The organism is Streptomyces sp. NBC_00525, from assembly GCF_036346595.1.
Lineage (GTDB): Bacteria > Actinomycetota > Actinomycetes > Streptomycetales > Streptomycetaceae > Streptomyces.
On the sequence record NZ_CP107834.1, the window covers coordinates 3,702,107 to 3,718,090 of the forward strand.

The 15,984-nt window shown below is 71.2% G+C and carries 19 protein-coding genes and 1 pseudogene; 12 read left to right on the forward strand and 8 right to left on the reverse strand.

The window, feature by feature from the left end:
* The first annotated feature begins 121 nt into the window (after positions 1–121).
* The 6 genes from OG710_RS16410 (at position 122) to OG710_RS16435 (ending at position 5,064) form a co-directional block, all read left to right on the forward strand.
* Entirely contained in the window at positions 122–640 is a 519-nt protein-coding gene (locus tag OG710_RS16410; RefSeq protein WP_330239991.1) for a septum formation family protein, read from the forward strand.
* On the forward strand, positions 637–1,644 hold the full coding sequence (locus OG710_RS16415) for an ABC transporter ATP-binding protein (RefSeq protein ID WP_330239992.1): 1,008 nt from the start codon (positions 637–639) through the stop codon (positions 1,642–1,644). Before OG710_RS16410 ends, OG710_RS16415 begins: the two co-directional genes overlap by 4 nt.
* Complete coding sequence (locus OG710_RS16420; RefSeq protein ID WP_330239993.1) at positions 1,631–2,587, forward strand: hypothetical protein; 957 nt, start codon at positions 1,631–1,633, stop codon at positions 2,585–2,587. Before OG710_RS16415 ends, OG710_RS16420 begins: the two co-directional genes overlap by 14 nt.
* Positions 2,587–3,543 carry a hypothetical protein gene (locus tag OG710_RS16425; protein WP_330239994.1) on the forward strand — a complete coding sequence of 319 codons (957 nt, stop codon included), beginning with the start codon at positions 2,587–2,589 and terminating at the stop codon, positions 3,541–3,543. Before OG710_RS16420 ends, OG710_RS16425 begins: the two co-directional genes overlap by 1 nt.
* A gap of 65 nt (positions 3,544–3,608) precedes the next feature.
* On the forward strand, positions 3,609–4,421 hold the full coding sequence (locus tag OG710_RS16430; protein ID WP_330239995.1) for an inositol monophosphatase family protein: 813 nt from the start codon (positions 3,609–3,611) through the stop codon (positions 4,419–4,421).
* Between the two features lie 112 nt (positions 4,422–4,533).
* Entirely contained in the window at positions 4,534–5,064 is a 531-nt protein-coding gene (locus tag OG710_RS16435) for a DUF3995 domain-containing protein (RefSeq protein WP_330239996.1), read from the forward strand.
* Here the strand turns inward: OG710_RS16435 and OG710_RS16440 are convergent.
* Positions 5,054–5,977 (reverse strand): aminoglycoside phosphotransferase family protein, encoded by a 924-nt coding sequence (locus OG710_RS16440; protein WP_330239997.1) that lies wholly within the window; start codon positions 5,975–5,977, stop codon positions 5,054–5,056. The genes OG710_RS16435 and OG710_RS16440 overlap by 11 nt on opposite strands.
* A gap of 198 nt (positions 5,978–6,175) precedes the next feature.
* Here OG710_RS16440 and OG710_RS16445 point away from each other — a divergent pair, with 198 nt between their 5' ends.
* Positions 6,176–6,406, forward strand: a complete 231-nt coding sequence (locus tag OG710_RS16445) for a hypothetical protein (protein WP_330242379.1) — start codon at positions 6,176–6,178, stop codon at positions 6,404–6,406.
* Between the two features lie 129 nt (positions 6,407–6,535).
* Here the strand turns inward: OG710_RS16445 and OG710_RS16450 are convergent.
* Positions 6,536–6,850, reverse strand: a pseudogene (locus tag OG710_RS16450) (DUF6879 family protein); the annotation flags it as partial.
* Between the two features lie 97 nt (positions 6,851–6,947).
* Between OG710_RS16450 and OG710_RS16455 the strand changes: the two are divergent.
* The 3 genes from OG710_RS16455 to OG710_RS16465 all read left to right on the forward strand — a co-directional run bounded on the left by OG710_RS16455 (position 6,948) and on the right by OG710_RS16465 (position 8,655).
* The gene (locus OG710_RS16455; protein WP_330239998.1) at positions 6,948–7,121 is read left to right on the forward strand and encodes a hypothetical protein; all 174 of its coding nucleotides are present in this window, start codon (positions 6,948–6,950) and stop codon (positions 7,119–7,121) included.
* Positions 7,122–7,412: 291 nt separating this feature from the next.
* Positions 7,413–7,910, forward strand: a complete 498-nt coding sequence (locus tag OG710_RS16460; RefSeq protein WP_330239999.1) for a lactococcin 972 family bacteriocin — start codon at positions 7,413–7,415, stop codon at positions 7,908–7,910.
* A 145-nt stretch (positions 7,911–8,055) separates the two neighbouring features.
* The gene (locus tag OG710_RS16465) at positions 8,056–8,655 is read left to right on the forward strand and encodes a DUF6518 family protein (protein ID WP_330240000.1); all 600 of its coding nucleotides are present in this window, start codon (positions 8,056–8,058) and stop codon (positions 8,653–8,655) included.
* Positions 8,656–8,665: 10 nt separating this feature from the next.
* Here the strand turns inward: OG710_RS16465 and OG710_RS16470 are convergent, their stop codons facing one another.
* The 3 genes from OG710_RS16470 to OG710_RS16480 all read right to left on the reverse strand — a co-directional run bounded on the left by OG710_RS16470 (position 8,666) and on the right by OG710_RS16480 (position 12,146).
* Positions 8,666–10,147 (reverse strand): PTS transporter subunit EIIC, encoded by a 1,482-nt coding sequence (locus OG710_RS16470; RefSeq protein WP_330240001.1) that lies wholly within the window; start codon positions 10,145–10,147, stop codon positions 8,666–8,668.
* Positions 10,148–10,192: 45 nt separating this feature from the next.
* The gene (gene murQ, locus OG710_RS16475) at positions 10,193–11,158 is read right to left on the reverse strand and encodes an N-acetylmuramic acid 6-phosphate etherase (RefSeq protein ID WP_330240002.1); all 966 of its coding nucleotides are present in this window, start codon (positions 11,156–11,158) and stop codon (positions 10,193–10,195) included.
* A 70-nt stretch (positions 11,159–11,228) separates the two neighbouring features.
* The gene (locus tag OG710_RS16480; RefSeq protein WP_330240003.1) at positions 11,229–12,146 is read right to left on the reverse strand and encodes a MurR/RpiR family transcriptional regulator; all 918 of its coding nucleotides are present in this window, start codon (positions 12,144–12,146) and stop codon (positions 11,229–11,231) included.
* A 223-nt stretch (positions 12,147–12,369) separates the two neighbouring features.
* On the opposite strand from OG710_RS16480, the gene OG710_RS16485 reads away from it, so the two are divergent.
* Both OG710_RS16485 and OG710_RS16490 read left to right on the forward strand, forming a co-directional pair.
* A complete protein-coding gene (locus tag OG710_RS16485; RefSeq protein ID WP_330242264.1) occupies positions 12,370–12,687 on the forward strand; it encodes a hypothetical protein in 318 nt (105 codons plus the stop codon).
* Complete coding sequence (locus OG710_RS16490) at positions 12,684–12,953, forward strand: DUF4031 domain-containing protein (protein WP_330240004.1); 270 nt, start codon at positions 12,684–12,686, stop codon at positions 12,951–12,953. The genes OG710_RS16485 and OG710_RS16490 overlap by 4 nt, the downstream gene beginning before the upstream one ends.
* A 64-nt stretch (positions 12,954–13,017) precedes the next feature.
* Here the strand turns inward: OG710_RS16490 and OG710_RS16495 are convergent, their stop codons facing one another.
* The 3 genes from OG710_RS16495 to OG710_RS16505 form a co-directional block, all read right to left on the reverse strand.
* Complete coding sequence (locus OG710_RS16495; protein ID WP_330240005.1) at positions 13,018–14,241, reverse strand: Cmx/CmrA family chloramphenicol efflux MFS transporter; 1,224 nt, start codon at positions 14,239–14,241, stop codon at positions 13,018–13,020.
* Positions 14,242–14,358: 117 nt separating this feature from the next.
* Positions 14,359–15,009: an HD domain-containing protein gene (locus OG710_RS16500; protein WP_330240006.1), complete on the reverse strand. Its 651-nt coding sequence runs from the start codon at positions 15,007–15,009 to the stop codon at positions 14,359–14,361.
* A 40-nt stretch (positions 15,010–15,049) separates the two neighbouring features.
* A complete protein-coding gene (locus OG710_RS16505) occupies positions 15,050–15,961 on the reverse strand; it encodes a transporter substrate-binding domain-containing protein (protein ID WP_330240007.1) in 912 nt (303 codons plus the stop codon).
* Between the last annotated feature and the right edge of the window lie 23 nt (positions 15,962–15,984).

Here is a 15,984-nt window from a genome sequence, read left to right on the forward strand (position 1 = left end):
TGAACCAGCCATCGCTTTAATCGTTGTTGACCCTTCCTGTCGCTGTCGTGAAAGGGTGCCTCTTGGTGGGCGTACAACAACGGCGGCAGCATGCGGCCCCACACCAGAAGGCGAACCAGGAATGCGCAATCATCTCGCGTCGTCGCTGGCCGCAGCCGTCCTGGCAGCGCTGATGCTGTCGGGCTGCGCCACGACCGACGGTGAAGCGAAGGGCTCCGGCCCCGGGGTGGGGGAGTCTGCGGACTCCCGCGATGCGATGAGTGATCTGCCGCGCGGAACTCCCGTACCGTTTTCCGACCTCAAGGTCGGCATGTGCTCCAACTTCCAGGGCGATGTTCGGTCGGACGAAGAGGTCGGGACGGTGGACTGCGCGACGCCGCACCGCTTCGAGATCCTTTCCGAGGGCACGCTGCCGGAGGGCAAGGACAGTCCGTTTCCCGGTGATCGTGGTGTCATGAGCGCCATGCGTACGGTGTGCGAACCCGTGCTGGAGCCTCTTGTTTCGAAGAACCGGGGCTCCATCATCGGCCTGCTCTTCGTGCCGCTCAACAAGGAATCCTGGGAATCCGGAAACAGGACCGGCTACTGTGCCGTGACCTTCCCCGAACCCAAAACCGGAAAGCTCGGTAAAGCGGCGTGACGCGGGAACCCGTAAACATCGGGCCCTCCGACCCGCTCGTCCGATTCGACAACGTACGAAAGTCCTTCCGCACCGCGCGCGGGCGCAGGCAGCAGGCCCTCGACGGATTCTCCATGTCCATTCCGCGAGGCTCGATCGTGGGCCTCCTCGGACCGAATGGCTCGGGGAAGACCACCGCTCTCAAGACGCTTCTCGGCCTGGTCCGGCCCGACAGCGGCACGGTCCACGCCTTCGGCCACCCGCTGCCCCAGGACCAGCGCCATGTCGCCGGCCGTATGGGGGCGCTCATCGAAGGCCCCGCGTTCAACGCTTCGCTGACCGGTGAGCACAACCTCCGGCTGATCGGCGAACTGCACGGCGCGGGCGCCGCCGAGGTGTCCGAGGTGCTGGAACTGGTCGGGATCGCCCATGCCGCCCGGCGCGCCTACTCCGGCTACTCGCTCGGTATGAAACAAAGGCTCGGTGTGGCCGGGGCGCTGATCTCCGGCCCCGAACTGCTCGTGCTCGACGAGCCGATGAACGGGCTCGACCCCGAAGCCGTGCGGGACATGCGGGAATTGCTCAAGAGGCTGCGCGACGAGCGCGGTATGACCGTGGTCGTCTCCTCCCACATCCTGGCCGAGGTCGAATTGGTCAGCGACTGGGTCACCATCGTCAGGAACGGCCGCGTCATCTGCGACGCCGGGATCTCCGAGCTGATCTCGCGGGGGACCGAGCACTTGGTGGTGCGGCTGCACGACACGGTCGCCGAGCAGGCCGTCGCCATACTGGAGCGCAACGGCCACATCCTCACCCGGACCGCAGGCCCGCGCGGCACGGACGAGCTGCGCATGGCCGCCCCGCAGTCCCCCGCGTCCTCGCCCGACGTGCTGAAACTGCTCACCTCCCAGGACGTGTATCCGCGCGAACTGCTGGTGGAGGCCGTGTCCCTGGAGGACATCTACGTCGCGGCCGTCCGGGCCGCCGACGCGGCGGCGGAGGACGGCTCCCTTGACCGTCGTTGACCAGGCGCGCGGCCACGGCGCCCCGCCCTGGCGCCGCCTCGTACGGTCCGAGCTGCACCGGCTGACCGCGCCCCCGGCCGTACGCCGCGTCGCGGTCGCGCTGCCGCTGCTGACCCTGGCCTTCGGCCTGTCGAAGCTGTTCACCCACAGCCCGGACACCGGCCCGGCGCTGCGCGAATCGGAGGCCCGCTACCGGGAGTTCCTCGATCAGGCCGCCCGCACGGGCATGCCGACCGGCACCATCGGACGCGACAACTTCTTCGACGACCCGCGCTACCTGATGGAGTCGCTCTCCTTCGGCGATCTGCGCACCGTCCTGCTCGGGCTCTGCGTGGCCGCCACGGTCTTCGGGATCGTCGGCGGCGGGGCCGACTGGGCTTCGCGGGTGATGCTCACGCTCACCGCCGCCGAACCCCGGCGCGCCCGGCTCTTCCTCACCCGTGGCCTGCTGGCCGGTGGCCTGTCGATGGCGGTGACCGCCCTGTGCGGGCTGCTGCTCGTGCCGTGCCTGCTGCTCGCGGCCCGGTTCCGGGGGAGTACGGCGGGCCTGGACGCGACGTACTGGGCGGTGCTGTCCGGCCAACTCCTGCGGGGCACCGTGCTCGTGGGGCTGCTGGCCCTCCTCGGCTACAGCCTCGCGGCGATGACGCGCCACGTTCCCGTCGCGCTCGCCGTCGTCTTCGGCTACCTCGCCGGCGCGGGCTGGGCTTTCGAGGGGCGGGGGCCGCGGCTGGCCGAGTACGACATGGACGGGCTGACCTTCGCCGTTCTCAACGAGAAGCCCGTGATCCCCATGGCGGAGTCCGACTGCGTCGCGGGGCCCGGCTGCGAAGCGGTGCACGTCGACCTGACCTCTGCGGACGGCTTCGCCGGAATCCTCCTGTACCTCCTCCCGGTCCTCCTCCTGGCTTTGTGGCGCGCCACCCGAACGGATGTCGGCTGATGACGACGACTCTCCTGGCGAAGCCCTCGTCGCCGCCCCTGGGACGGCTCGTCCGCGCGGAACTGCACCGGATACTGGGTCCGAAGCCCATCCGGTACGGCCTCTACGCGCTCCCTGTGATCCTGCTGGCCCTTGCCGTATCCGCCTTCGTCGGCCATCACACCGATGTGGCGGCGGCGTGGCGGGCGGCCGAAGCCGCCTACCGTACGTACGCGCAGGAGGCGGCGACCCGGCCTGCGGGGTCGGTGGAGTCCTTGTCGCCCCGCGAGTTCTTCGACGACCCCCGCTACCTCATGGCGAAGGCGTCCTTCGTCGATCTGCGCGCCGTGCTGTCCGGGCTGTCGCTGGCCGCCCTGGTTCTCGGGGTCCTCAGCGGGGGCGCCGACTGGTCGTCCCGCGTGATGCTCACGCTCACCGCCGCCGAGCCCCGGCGCACGCGGCTCTTCCTCACCCGTGGCCTGCTCGTCACCGTCGTCGCGACCGGCGTCGGCCTCCTGGCCACGGTCTTCTTCGTGCCTCTCCTGCTGGGCGTGGCCCACTTCAAGGGATCGCTGGACGGCGCCGACGGGCGGTACTGGACGGTGCTCGCCGTCGTCGGGGCGCGCGGCGCGGTCCTCGTCGGCCTGATGGCGCTGCTGGGTTACGCCCTTGCCATGCTGACCCGCCGTACGACCACGGCCCTCGGCATCGCCCTCCTGTACCTGGTCGCCTCCGCCCGCGTCGTCCAGGAGTACGCCCCGGACCTGGCCGCGCATCAGCTCTCCGGGATCACGTTCGCCGTTCTCAACGAGCGCCTTCTGATGGAGACGGACCGGACCACGTGTTTCGGCGAGGCCGCCTGTCTGGCGATGCGGGAGGGCACCACGGCGACCACGGCCTTCCTCGCCCTGGCCGTGCACCTGATTCCGGTGGTGGCGGCGGCGTGGTGGCGGTTCGCACGCCGGGATGTCGGCTGAGGCTTCGTGTAAGCGTGCATGCTGCATACCGGCGGTTTCCGGGCGGGTGCGGGAGGACAGTGATCATGGGCGTGGAGAGCGAGGCGGCGTTGGCCGTTCGGGCGGCTCGGGCGGGGGCGGCGGTGGTTCGCCGCATGTACGGGGGTGCGCTGACGCGGTACGAGAAGGGCGGCGGTGACTTCGCCACGACCGCCGACATCGCGGCGGAGGAGGCGGTGCTCGCGGTGCTCCGGGAGGCACGGCCCGGTGACGCGGTGACGGGGGAGGAAAGCGGGGCGGCGGGGTCGGTCGATGCCGGGCGGCGGTGGCTGGTCGATCCGTTGTGCGGCACGTTGAACTACGCCGTGGGCAACATGCTCGTCGCGGTGAACGTCGCCCTGCGCGAGGGCCCGGCCGTCGTGGCCGCCGCGTCGGCCGATCCGTTCAGCGGCGAGGTGTTCTGGACGGACGGGGCGGGCGCCCGGGTCCGGTCGGCGGACGGCCGCGACGCACCGCTCGCGCCCTCGGCCGGCTCGCGGCTGGTGGACGTCAACCTGGACCCGCCGTTCCCGCACGCGCCGGCCTTCCGGGCGGTGGACCTGCTGGCCGCGCCGGAGTTCGTCGCCGGGTTCCGGCCGCGCGTCGTCTCCAGCACAGTGGCCGTCGCCTGGGTCGCGGCCGGTCGCCGCGCGGCGTACGTCACGGACGGCGGGCCCGGCCTCCGCCTCGACAGCGTCCACTTCGCGGCCGGCATCGCGCTCTGCGAGGCCGCGGGCTGCGTGGTCACGGGGCTCGACGGCCTGCCGGTGGACCGGGGGACGGGCGGGCTGATCGCGGCGGCGGACCGGGAGACGCATGGGGAGTTGCTGGGGTTGGTGGCGCGGGGCGGGGGGCGCTGAGGGGGGGGCGAGGCGGCGGTGGTGTCTCTGCGGTGGGTCTCCCCCGTGCGGTGGAGGGCCTCCTGCTGTGAGGCGACGCCCCGCCCCCGCCCCGGCTCCTAGCGTCGAGGCCATGCGAACCATGCGAACCGAACCTGGGAGCACCCGGCGCTGGGCGTACGCCGCCGTCGCCTGGTTGGTGGTGTGCTTCGGATGGCACGTCCAGATGGGCGTCATGTACGAGGACTCGATGGGGCCGGACGACGGCACCCCGGTGTGGGTCTTCCTCGCCTACGACATCCTGATCGTCCTCATGTCGGCCGCCGGTGTGGCGTGCGTGCTCGCGACGATCCGGCCGTGGGGCCGGCGCGTACCGGCCTGGCTGGTGCGGGTGCCGCTGTGGATCGGCTGCGCGGTGCTGACGTTGCGGGGTGTGCCCGGCCTGGTCGAGAACATCACCACGGCCACGGGGCTCACCCCGTACGGCCTGCTCGGCCTGGAGGACGAGGCCGTCGACACCGGGTCCTGGCCCTTCTGGAAGACCATGGTGATCAACGGCTACTTCTTCCTCGGTGCGATGTTTCTCGTACCGGCCACTGTGCTGTCCCGCCGGAGCGGGCGGGGGAGGCGGGAGCGGGAGCCGGAGCCGGAGGTCACCGGCTGAGCAGTGCGTTCGTGATCGCGACGGCGGACGGGGCGAGCCGGGTCTCACCGTCCTCGATGTCCCAGAGCGCGTTCTGCAGCAGCCGTCCCAGGGTCCAGCCGGTCGCGCGTGCGCGGTCCAGGCCGAGGGCGTCGGTGAGCAGATCGAAGCGGCGCCGCACGATGCGCGGGGTGTCGCCCTTCGCCACGTCGTCGTCCCACCTGCTGTCCAGGGCGGGCCACAGATCGAATCCCGGGTCGCCGGCGAGCGGCTCGGGATCGATGGCGATCCACGGCTCGCGCCGCCCGGCGAGCACGTTGTCGTAGTGCAGATCCCAGTGCAGCATCCGGTCCCCGGGCTCGCCGGCCAGTTCGGCCACCGCCGAGGCCCAGCCGCGCAGGAGCCCGCGGTCGTCCGGGGCGGCCAACCTGGTGACCGCCTGCGGGAGTTGATCCAGCATCTCGGAGGCGATGGCGCCGAGACCGCGCAGGCCCTGCGGCGCCGGGACCGCGACCAGCCGCGCCAGGAGTGCGGCGAGGGTGCTCATCGCCACGTCGTCATCGTCGACCGAGGCCAGCGTGCGGGCTCCGTCCAGGCGCTCCAGGAGCATGCTGCCGCTCACCGGGTCGTGATCGAGCAGCCGCACCATCCCGTCGCCGTTCCAGGTACGGAGGCCGATCAGCGCGGCGGCGGTCTCCTGCCGGGGCATCTGGAGTCTCAGGACGGCGGCCGTACGGTCGGGGCGCAGCACCGGCAGGACGAGTGAGGCCTCTCCGGCTCGCGCGGCCCCGTCCCGTTCCAGGTCCCAGCGTTCCAGCATGCTCGCCGCGAGTGCCGGCAGGCCGGCGATCCAGGCCCTCCCCTGCTCCCCGAAGCCCGTGGCGTAGGACGCCGCCAGGCGATGCGGGACCTCGACCGCTTCCCACGTGCCCACTTCGAACCCCCTTCGCGGCGAACCGTGTTCGCGCCGCAACCTACCCGAGGCCGGCCCCGGAAAGCGGCAGCGGATTGGTGCGGTCGTTGGTCTGGACCTATGGATGAAGGGCTGGCTACGCTGCCCCCGGCTGCGACGGGATGCCTTTCCGGGGCTGCTGATACGCAGTCAAGTCGCCTACTCATTCAGGGAGTTCTCATGAAGCGACGCATTGCCATGATCGCGGCCACAGTCGCCGCCGCGGTCGCCATTCCGCTGGCCGGAGCGACCACCGCCCAGGCTTCCTCCTGGCACTTCCAGGGGGCCTACTACACCGCCAGCGAATGCAACGCCGCAGGCCGGCAGGGAGCCCTCCTGTGGGGCCCGCTGTTCAACTGCAGCCCGATGCAGATGGACGGCCACACCTGGTACGCCCTCTACGTGCACTGATCCACCCCGTGCACATGGTCCGCCCCCGGCCCTGACCGCTCCGGGGGCGGACCGCGTACCGCCGACGGGGCTGTCGGGGTGGTGATTGGCGCCGAGGGAGCCGAGGCCGGCGGTGGTGAAGGCGAAGGCGACGAGTTCCCCGGCGGCCAGGTTCACGGTGGTTCCGGCGTGCTCGAACCGGATGCAGTCGGTGACGGGCTCGGACACGATGCGGGCGCGGCGCATGACGACACCCCGGGCGACGGCCTCCTTCACCAACGAGACCCAGCCGCCCCAGTCGGCGGTGGCGGGGTCCGCGTCGGGGTGAACGCCCGTACGCCTGAACAGCTCGAAGTCCGTGCTCTCGTCGCCGACGCCGTACACGTCGCGCATCTCCAGGTGCGCGGCGGAGTGCTGCGCGGCCCTGAGCAGCTCATCGAACTCAAGCACCTCGTTCTGCGACATCGCTCGCTCCCTGTAAATCCATGACGATCTCGCTGTCGAGTCGGCCGAGCGTTCCTGCCCGCCGATTTCGCCCAGGCGCAAGCGCGTCAAGGTCGGCTTGAGCCAGAACAGCTGCGCGCACGACCGGTCGGCGATGGAGAGCCTGGAGGGGGAGGCCGTCGCCACCGGGACCTGGCCCTCCCGGAGGACCATGGTGATCAACGGCTACTTCTTCCTGGGCGCATTCCTTCTCGTCCCGGCGACCGTACCGACGGGGACAGGCAGGGTTTGATCGGCGCCACGGCAGCCCCCTCGCAGGGCTCTGCTCGTCGTTCTCCGCGAACTCTTCTCAGCCACTTTCTGTGGCGGAGGGTGAGGGCGCCAGCGCTGAAGGATCGGGCGGAATGTTGTAGAAAAGTCGAACTTAATTGACGTGTTGGGGTGCAGAAATATCCCGACAGAGCCTATGGATCGGGCATACCGGACCTCGGACAACCGTCCTCGTCCCGCTTTACGGCCGGGCGGCATATGCAATTCGATGATGTCGTCCCCCGCAAGGGGAATCACTGGGGAGGGATTGCTCATGAAGATCACTGGTAGGTCCGTCGCGCTTGTCGTCGCCGGTGCGGCTCTTACTGCCGGCAGCTTTGCAACGCCGGCTGTCGCGGACAGTTCTCAGCTCAGCGCTTCCGCGAGCGCCAGCACGCCCGGAGTCTCTGTCACCGTCCACCATCGCGGGGACGGAACTCAGCCGCCTGCGGCGCTGGGCAACCCCTCGGAGTGGGGTGTGGTGACGATCAAGATGGACGATTCGGCGGGCACTGTCCGTCCGCTGTCCGAAGCCTGCGTCAACGCCAGTGGCGGAAAATGGTGCTATGGCTGGTACACCACGGAAGTGAGCACCGGAAACTTCCGCAAGTACTGCTACTCGAACTACTACCACTACACCAAGGGTCACTCGTCCACGGTGAAGATCGCGGGCGGTACCAATAAGGACTGGGCTCCGGCCAACGGCACCTCGAACGCCCACCTCACGGCTGGTTTCGCCTACACGTGCTCCACGTACTACAGCATCGACTAGGCTCGTCACCCTGCACTGACCGGTAACTGCGGTCAGAGCGCGGTCGGTTGGTGTGCTGCTCAAGGGCCTGGCCATCGTCCTTGTGGCCCTTGGGCAGCGCCGCCTCCGGTTCTGACCTCATCACGGAACGAGAAGTAAAGAGACTATGCGCAATCCGGCCGCTCGCGCCGTGCCGATCGTCGTGGCCCTTGGGGCGGGGCTGGTGCTGGGCCTGGCCGGTCCCGTTGCCGGAAAGTTCGACAACACCCTCTGTGAGGCCTTGAGCGTGGTCTTCTCCGGCGGGTGGCCGTGGGCCTGTTACGCCTTCGTGGTGGGCTTGCTCCGGCGATCGAGAATCGAGTCCGCGCTGCTGGCGGCCACGGGGCTGGCTGTCGGAGTGATGGCGTACTACGGCTTCAAGGACCTGTACCCGGCCGTCCCGGTCGGACTGGAAGCAGGCACCGCCGGCGACGGAGTGTCCTCCCGTGTTTTCGTGTGGGGCACAGCGGCGTTCATTTTCGGAGCGCCCGTGGGACTTGCCGGGAACTTCGCGCGAACGCCCGGAGTCGGCGGCCTGCTCCTTCGCCTTCTCATTCCACTGATCGCCTACATCGAGACCTCCCAGCGTCTGCACACCGAAGCGGACGCACGGGACGCCATTGTCGGCATCACGTGGGCCACGATCCGCGTCGCCGCCTGCCTGGCCGGTGCGTTCTTCGTGGGGCAGGCGGCACGGAACTGGTGGCGCGGGCGGCAGCCCACCTGACCGATCGAGGTCAAGTCGTTGCCGTTGCCACGGGTGCCGGTGGGTGCGAGGCCGGTTCCGCTTCCCGCTCCGCGTTGAACTCTGCCAGGAGGTCCTTGCTGAAGCCGAAGAAGTACGTGGCGAGGAAGCCCGTCAGGTAGCCGGTCAGGAGGCCGCCGCCGTAGATCGCGGCTGTTGCGGCCAGGCTGTGGTTGCCGTCCAGGAGGGGGAACAGGGCCCAGCCGGAGGGGCCGATCGCCGTGGAGCCGACCGCGTCGCCCAGTTGGTTGAAGAAGCCGACGAACGCGCCGCCGAAGGCACCGCCCACGCAGGCCGTGATGAACGGGCGGCCCAGTGGGAGCGAGACGCCGTAGATCAGGGGTTCGCCGACGCCCAGGAAGCCTGCGGGGAGCGCGGACTTGATCGTGCGGCGGATCGACTCGTTGTGGGGGAGGCGGAAGTACGCCGCCACCGCCGCGCCGACCTGGCCCGCGCCGGCCATGGCGAGGATCGGGAGTAGCACCGTGTACCCCTGCTGCTCGATCAGCGTCGTGTGGATCGGGATCAGCGCCTGGTGCAGGCCCAGCATCACCAGCGGGAGGAAGAAGCCGCCCAGGATCAGGCCCGCGCCCGCGCCGCCGTTGGACAGCAGCCAGTCCGCGAAGTCGCCGATCGCCGTGGAGACCTCGCCCGCCACGTACATCAGGCCGAAGATCGTGACCAGGCCCGAGACCAGGACCGTCAGCGTCGGCGTGACCAGCACGTCCAGCGCCTCCGGCACCCAGCGGCGGCACCACCTCTCCACGTACACCGCGAGCACCGCCGCGCCCAGCGCGCCGAGCACGCCGCCCTGGCCGGGCGAGAGCTTCTGGCCGAACGCCTCGATGTTCGCCACGCCGGGGAACACGATGATCGCCGCGACCGCGCCGCCCAGGATCGGTGTGCCGCCGAACTCCTTCGCCGTGTTGTACCCGACGAACACCGCGATCAGCGCCATGAAGCCGGACGCCATCGCCGCGAGTGCCGGGGTCACCGAGGGCAGCCATTCCAGGTTGACCAGCAGGCCGTTGAGCCCGGCGATGATGCCGCAGCCGATCAGGGCCGGGATCAGGGGCACGAAGATGTTCGCGATCCTGCGCAGGAACAGCTTGAACGGCGTCGCGTTCTTCTCCTTGCGGGCCGCCTTCATCGCGGCCCCCTGCGCGGCCAGCTCCCCCGCCGTGGGCGGGGCGGCGGGCGGGGCCTCCGCCCGCCCCTCCTCGACCAGTTTCTCGAACTCCGGGGTGACCCGGGCGACCGTGCCGGGGCCGAGCACGATCTGGTACGTGTCGTCCTCGACCACGCCCATGACCGCGGGCACGGCCTTCAGCGCCTCGTCCTGGACGAGCGAACGGTCGCGCAGGCCCAGCCTGAGCCGGGTCATGCAGTGGGCGATGGAGCTGACATTCGCGGCGCCACCGACGAGCGGAAGGATCGCGGCGGCAGTGGCGCGGTTCTTGTCTTCTGTAGCCATGGTGCGTGGTGCCTTGCTGTGCGGGGGGTGGTGGTGCGGTGGGGGTCAGGTGGTGCCGGAGGCGGTGGCCGCGAGGGCCGCGCGGAGGTGGCCGGACGAGTCGGACAGCAGCGCGGCGGCCGTGGGGCCGTCCACCCGGCCGAGGATCGTCAGGATCGCGTTCTTCACCTCGCCGTCCGTCGCGGCGAGCGCCGTCTCGATCTCGTCGTCGGACGCGCCGGTCGCCAGCGCGACGATGCGCCGGGAGCGGGCCCGCAGCTTCTCGTTGGAGGCCCGGACGTCGACCATGAGGTTCCCGAACGTCTTGCCGAGCCGGATCATCGTGATGGTCGAGATCATGTTGAGCACGAGCTTCTGCGCCGTGCCGGCCTTGAGGCGGGTGGAGCCGGTCAGCAGCTCGGGGCCGACGACGACCTCGATCGGATGCTCGGCGGCGGCACCCAGCGCGGAGCCCGCGTTGCACGACAGGCCCAGGGTCAGCGCGCCCTCCGTGCGGGCGTGCTCCACGGCCCCGATCGCGTACGGCGTACGGCCGGAGGCGGAGATGCCGACCACCGTGTCGTCGGTGGTGAGGCCCAGCGCCGTCAGGTCGGCGGCGGCCAGCTCCTTGCTGTCCTCCGCGCCCTCCACCGCCGTCACCATCGCGGACGGGCCGCCGGCGATCAGGCCCACGACCACGGCCGGGTCGGTGTTGAACGTGGGCGGGCACTCGCTGGCGTCCAGCACGCCGAGGCGGCCCGCCGTGCCCGCGCCCGCGTAGATCAGCCGGCCGCCGCGCGCCATGCGCTCCGCGACGGCGTCGATCGCGGCGGAGATCTGGGGCAGCCGGTCGCCGACCGCGTCGGGCACCGTGCGGTCCTCGCCGTTCATGATCCGGGCTATCTCCGCCGTGGACAGCCGGTCTATCTCGGCCAGCTCAGGGCGGAACGCCTCGGTGGTGAGGGTGTCGAGCTGTGCGCGCAGCTCGCCGTAGCCGTGGCCGTTGGCGTCGGCGTCGGTGAGGGAGGTCATGAGGAACGGTCTGCTTTCTCGTACGGCGTGGGGTGGGGGGTTCGGAGTTCGGACGTGTGTCTGGGGGCGCTCAGCGGGTGCGGGGTGTGTGGCGGTGGGCCAGCGCCTCGTACGAGGCGGCCAGGGCCGGGGCCGCCGTCTCGTACGTACGCTGGGCGACGCCTATGAACAGGCAGTCGACCACCAGCAACTGGCTGGTCCGGCTCGACATCGCGGCCGGCCGCAGCTCGCTCTCCCGCGCCGTGGACGTCGTCAGCACGTGGTCCGCGTACTGCGTGACCGGGCCGGCCGGGCGGCCGGTGATCGCTACGGTCGTCGCCCCCCGGTCGAACGCGACCCGCAGCGGTTCTATGACGTCGCCCGTCGAGCCGGAGTGCGTGATCGCGATCGCCATGTCGCCCGAGCGCAGCTGCACCGCGTTGGTCACCGCGAGGTGCGGGTCCGTGTGGGCGTGGGCGATCAGGCCGATGCGGGCCAGCTTCTGGGCCAGGTCCTGGCCGACGAGGGAGGACGCGCCCACCCCGTAGATGTCGATCCGCCGCGCGGTGGCCGCCGCGGCGACGGCGGCCCCGAGCTGCACGGTGTCCAGCCCGGCCGCCGTGTCCGCGAGGGTCTGCTGCTCGTCGTACGCCAGCTTCGCGACCACGTCCGCGATCGGGTCGTCCACGGCTATGTCCGCCGTGACCGCCGGGGCCCGGCCGGACTCCTGGTGGGCGGCGAGACCGGCGAGCGCGAGGCGCAGATCGCGGTAGCCCGGGTAGCCGAGGAGGCGGGCCGTGCGGACCACCGTCGCCTCGCTCGTCCCCGTCAGCTCCGCCAGACCGGTGACCGTCAGGGCGGCGCAGCCCGCCGGATCGCCGGCGACGGCCTCGGCGACCCGCTGCATCGAACGCGTCATGGACGGCGACAGCGTCCGCACCTTGGCGGCCAGGGCCGCCGGTGCGGGCGGTGAGTCCGCATTGAAACTTTCCTTCAAGTCATGGGTCACCTTTGAAAGATATTTTCAACGCTTGGGCCCGTCAACCCCCTTTGGTACGACCTGTGGAAGAAGCGGCGGATGTGACGGATGAGGGGTGCGCAGAGGGGTGGACAATGGCTGCATGGAGCAGAACCCACCCGAGCCCGGCCCACCCGAGCCCGGCTCGTCGGAGTCCAACCCGACCGCGCCCGATCACCTGGAGCGGGCGCTGCACACCGCCCGCGCCCTCGTCATGGCCGACCTCGCCGCCGGGGACGTCGCCGAGGCGCAGATCGTCTCCATGGTCGAGGACGCCGTGACGCACCGCCGCTGGTGGGTGGAGCAGTGGCCGGAGGGCGCGGAGTTCGTCGTGGGCCTCGTCGCCCAGGACGTCCAGGACGCGCTCCTGGAGCGGTACGGCCGGTGGCCGCTGTGCCCCGTCTGCGACGCGGGCGACCCGCACGCGCTGGACGTCGAGCCGGAGCTCGGCCCCCACCCGCACTGGGTCTGCGCCAAGGCCGCCGTCGCCGTCGCCCCGGTCGGCGCGCTCAGCGGGATACTGCGGCCGTGACGCTCTACATAGACCCGCCGACCTGGCCCGGTCACGGGCGGCTCTGGTCGCACCTGGTCAGCGACGTGTCCTTCGAGGAACTGCACGCGTTCGCGGCGTCGATCGGCGCCCCGCCGCGCGCGTTCGAACGGGACCACTACGACATCCCCTCCATCCGGTACGGGGACGCGGTGCGGGCGGGGGCGCTGGAGATCGGCTCCAAGGAGCTGGTCCGGCGGCTCACGGCGGCGGGGCTGCGCCGCCCGAAGGGACGCCCGGCGCCGTAACCCGACGCCGTACCCCGCCCCCGGCACCGTAACCGTGCCGCCGCCCCCGTAACCGCGCGGGCGTTCAGCCCGTCGCGCAGTCCGCCGACTCCACCGCCGCGCCCTTGGGCGTACCCCGCGCCACCAGCCGGGACGTCGAGGCGTGCGACCGCTGGAGCCGCAGCGAGACCACCACGACGGCCAGCGCCACCACGGTCATCGCCGCCCCGGCCCAGGCCGTCGCCTCGAACCCGAAGTCCGCGTCGATCACCGCGCCGCCCAGCCACGGGCCGCCCGTGTTGCCCAGGTTGAACGCGGCGGTCGTCGTCGCGCCCGCCAGCGTCGGGGCCGCCCCCGCCACGTTGAACATGCGGGCGTTGAGCGCGGGCGCGGTGTAGAACGCCGACAGGCCCAGCAGGAACGACAGCGTGATCACCGCCGCCTGGTTCGACGCGAACAGGGCCAGCGCCCCCAGGAACACCGTGGACGCCGCGATCCCGCTCAGCAGCACCCCGAAGAGGTGCGCGTCCGCGACCCGGCCGCCGATCGTCGTACCGACCAGGGCGCCGGCCCCGAACAGCGCCAGCACGGTCGGCACCCAGCCCGAGTCCAGCCCGGCCACATCCGTCAGCAGCGGGGCGAGGTAGCTGAACGCGCAGAACACGCCGCCCGCCGCGAGTGCGGTGATCACGATCGACAGCCACACCTGGCGGTCCTTGTAGATCCCCATCTCACGCCTGAGCTGCGGCTTCTCCGCCGGGAGCGGGATGCGCGGGATCAGCGTCACGACGCCGACCAGGGCCACCGCCGAGGCCGCCCCGACCGCCCAGAACGCCGACCGCCAGCCCAGGTTCTCGCCGAGGAACGCGCCCAGCGGCACGCCCAGCACGTTCGCGATGGACAGCCCGCCGATCATCACGGCCATCGCCCGCGCCCGCGCGTTCACCGGCACCATCGCGATGGCGACCGCCGCCCCGACCGCCCAGAACCCGGCGCACGCGAACGCGCTGATCACCCGGGAGGCGAACAGCACCTCGTACGAGGGCGCCAGCGCGCCCGCGACCTGGCCGACGCCGAAGACGGAGATCAGCGAGATCAGGGTCGTCCGGCGGGGCAGCCGCAGCGTCGCCACGGCGAGCAGCGGGGCGCCGACCACCATGCCGATCGCGAACGCGGATATGAGGAGCCCGGCGCGCGGAATCGATACGCCCATGTCGTCGGCGATCGGCGGCAGCAACCCGGAGAGCATGAACTCACTCGTGCCGAGGGCGAAGACCGAGAGGCCGAGGATGTAGACGGCCAGAGGCATACGGGAACGGCCGCGCGCGGCAGAGTCAGGCATAACAGCCCCCAACGCGAACGGACGGTTCCGCATTCCCGCCGGACCGTGCGTCGGGGCACGTCAGCGGGTCAGCAGGTCGGCGCGTCAGCGGGTCAGCAGCGCCAGCTCCGTCAGCAGGTTCTGCCGTGCCCGCGGCTCCCACTCCGCCACCCCGTACGGGGTACGGAACAGTCGCGGCAGGTCCAGGAGCTGCCGCAGCACTTCCGCGCGGCCCTCGCGGAACGCCTCCTCCGGCACGAAGCCGTACTCCTCGCGGACCCGGGAGGCGTACGCCGCGTACTCCGCCGGCGGGGACGCCAGGATCGCCAGGTCCGCGTCGCACAGCACCTCGCCGTTGGTGTCGCCCGCGGCCGGGTCGTGCGTGACCGTGAGGCGGACGAGGCGGGCGACCTCCGCCACGACCGGGGCGGGCACACCGGCCTCCGGCAGGGCGCGTTCGGCCAGGGCCGCGCTGCGCTCCTCGTTCTCCGAGCGGTCGGGCCGGTAGACCGCGTCGTGGAACCAGGCCGCCAGGCGTACGGCGTCCGCGTCGGCGGCATGGTCCGCGAGCGTGTCGACGCGGTCCAGGACCGCCGTCAGGTGGGCGGTGGTGTGGTACTTGCGCTGCGGCTCCGCCCAGCGGTTCAGCAGGTTCTCGGCGTACGGAAGGGGGTCGGGGCCCTCGCCGCCGCGCCGGGCCGCGACGAGGGCGTCCTGCCAGCGGGTGCGGAGACTCTGCGCGCTGTCGTCGGTCATGACGGCGACTCTAGGCCGTGTCCCGAAGGCCCCGCACCCGTCAGTCCGGTGGGCTGTCGCCCGGCCGGTCCACGCAGGACAGGGCCATGATCTCGTCCTCGGTCGGCTTCGCCTCGTCCCGCGTCTCCTTGGGGACCTTGCCCAGGCTGTTCTGGAAGTCGCGTTCCCAGGCCGTGGCCCGGCGCACGTACTCGATCAGCGCGTCGCGCAGCCGGACGCAGTCCTTGCGGTGGCCCTTGGCCATGGCGATGCCGTAGTCGTTCGGCTCGCCGAACTTGATGCCGGGCACCACCCGGAGCGTCGGGTTCGCCGCCTCGAACCCGTAAAGGATCAGCTGGTCCGTGGAGACGGCGGCGACGTCCTCCTTCCCGTCCTTGAGCGCCCGCACACACGCACTCGCGTCCTCTTCCGTCCGCAGGACGATCTTGTCGTGCGAGGGCTTGCTCAGCTCGTTGGCGGAGGTGGTGCCCTTCCATACGCAGACGACCCTGCCGTTGAGGTCGGCCAGCTTCCGGATGCTCTTGTCGTCGTCGCGGATCAGGAACCCCTGCTGGGTGGAGGCGTACGGGCCGACGAAGTCGAGGCCGTCACCGCCCTCGTCCGCCGGCGCCATCCGGCTGGGGGTGATCGAGTACGTGGCGGCCACCAGCTGCACATCGCCGTCGTGCAGCAGCCTGGCCCGGTTCTTGGACAGCACCCCGCTGAAGCGCGGGGTGTCGTAGCCGAGCATGTTCATGAGGTTGCCGACGACGGAGATGTCGAAGCCGTTGTACTCGCCGTCGTGCGGCGAGTAGCTCGTACCGGGCTGGTCGCTCTTGGCCGCGACCTCCGTGCGGTCGCTGAGGATCGACTCCGGTTCGGAATCGCAGCCGGTCGCGGTCACGTACAGCGCGGCCGCCGCGACGGCCGCCGTGACGGTCACCGCCCGCCGGTGCCGGACTGCTCGTGTCATCTGTGCCTCGCTCCCTGTGCGTT

Excerpts from the sequence above, each read along its gene's own strand:
- OG710_RS16410 (WP_330239991.1), top strand. The coding sequence starts at position 122 with ATGCGCAATCATCTCGCGTCGTCGCTGGCCGCAGCCGTCCTGGCAGCG.
- OG710_RS16425 (WP_330239994.1), top strand. The coding sequence starts at position 2,587 with ATGACGACGACTCTCCTGGCGAAGCCCTCGTCGCCGCCCCTGGGACGG.
- OG710_RS16430 (WP_330239995.1), top strand. The coding sequence starts at position 3,609 with ATGGGCGTGGAGAGCGAGGCGGCGTTGGCCGTTCGGGCGGCTCGGGCG.
- OG710_RS16435 (WP_330239996.1), top strand. The coding sequence starts at position 4,534 with ATGCGAACCATGCGAACCGAACCTGGGAGCACCCGGCGCTGGGCGTAC.
- OG710_RS16445 (WP_330242379.1), top strand. The coding sequence starts at position 6,176 with ATGAAGCGACGCATTGCCATGATCGCGGCCACAGTCGCCGCCGCGGTC.
- OG710_RS16460 (WP_330239999.1), top strand. The coding sequence starts at position 7,413 with ATGAAGATCACTGGTAGGTCCGTCGCGCTTGTCGTCGCCGGTGCGGCT.
- OG710_RS16465 (WP_330240000.1), top strand. The coding sequence starts at position 8,056 with ATGCGCAATCCGGCCGCTCGCGCCGTGCCGATCGTCGTGGCCCTTGGG.
- OG710_RS16470 (WP_330240001.1), bottom strand. The coding sequence starts at position 10,147 with ATGGCTACAGAAGACAAGAACCGCGCCACTGCCGCCGCGATCCTTCCG.
- murQ (WP_330240002.1), bottom strand. The coding sequence starts at position 11,158 with ATGACCTCCCTCACCGACGCCGACGCCAACGGCCACGGCTACGGCGAG.
- OG710_RS16485 (WP_330242264.1), top strand. The coding sequence starts at position 12,370 with ATGGCCGACCTCGCCGCCGGGGACGTCGCCGAGGCGCAGATCGTCTCC.
- OG710_RS16495 (WP_330240005.1), bottom strand. The coding sequence starts at position 14,241 with ATGCCTCTGGCCGTCTACATCCTCGGCCTCTCGGTCTTCGCCCTCGGC.
- OG710_RS16500 (WP_330240006.1), bottom strand. The coding sequence starts at position 15,009 with ATGACCGACGACAGCGCGCAGAGTCTCCGCACCCGCTGGCAGGACGCC.
- OG710_RS16505 (WP_330240007.1), bottom strand. The coding sequence starts at position 15,961 with ATGACACGAGCAGTCCGGCACCGGCGGGCGGTGACCGTCACGGCGGCC.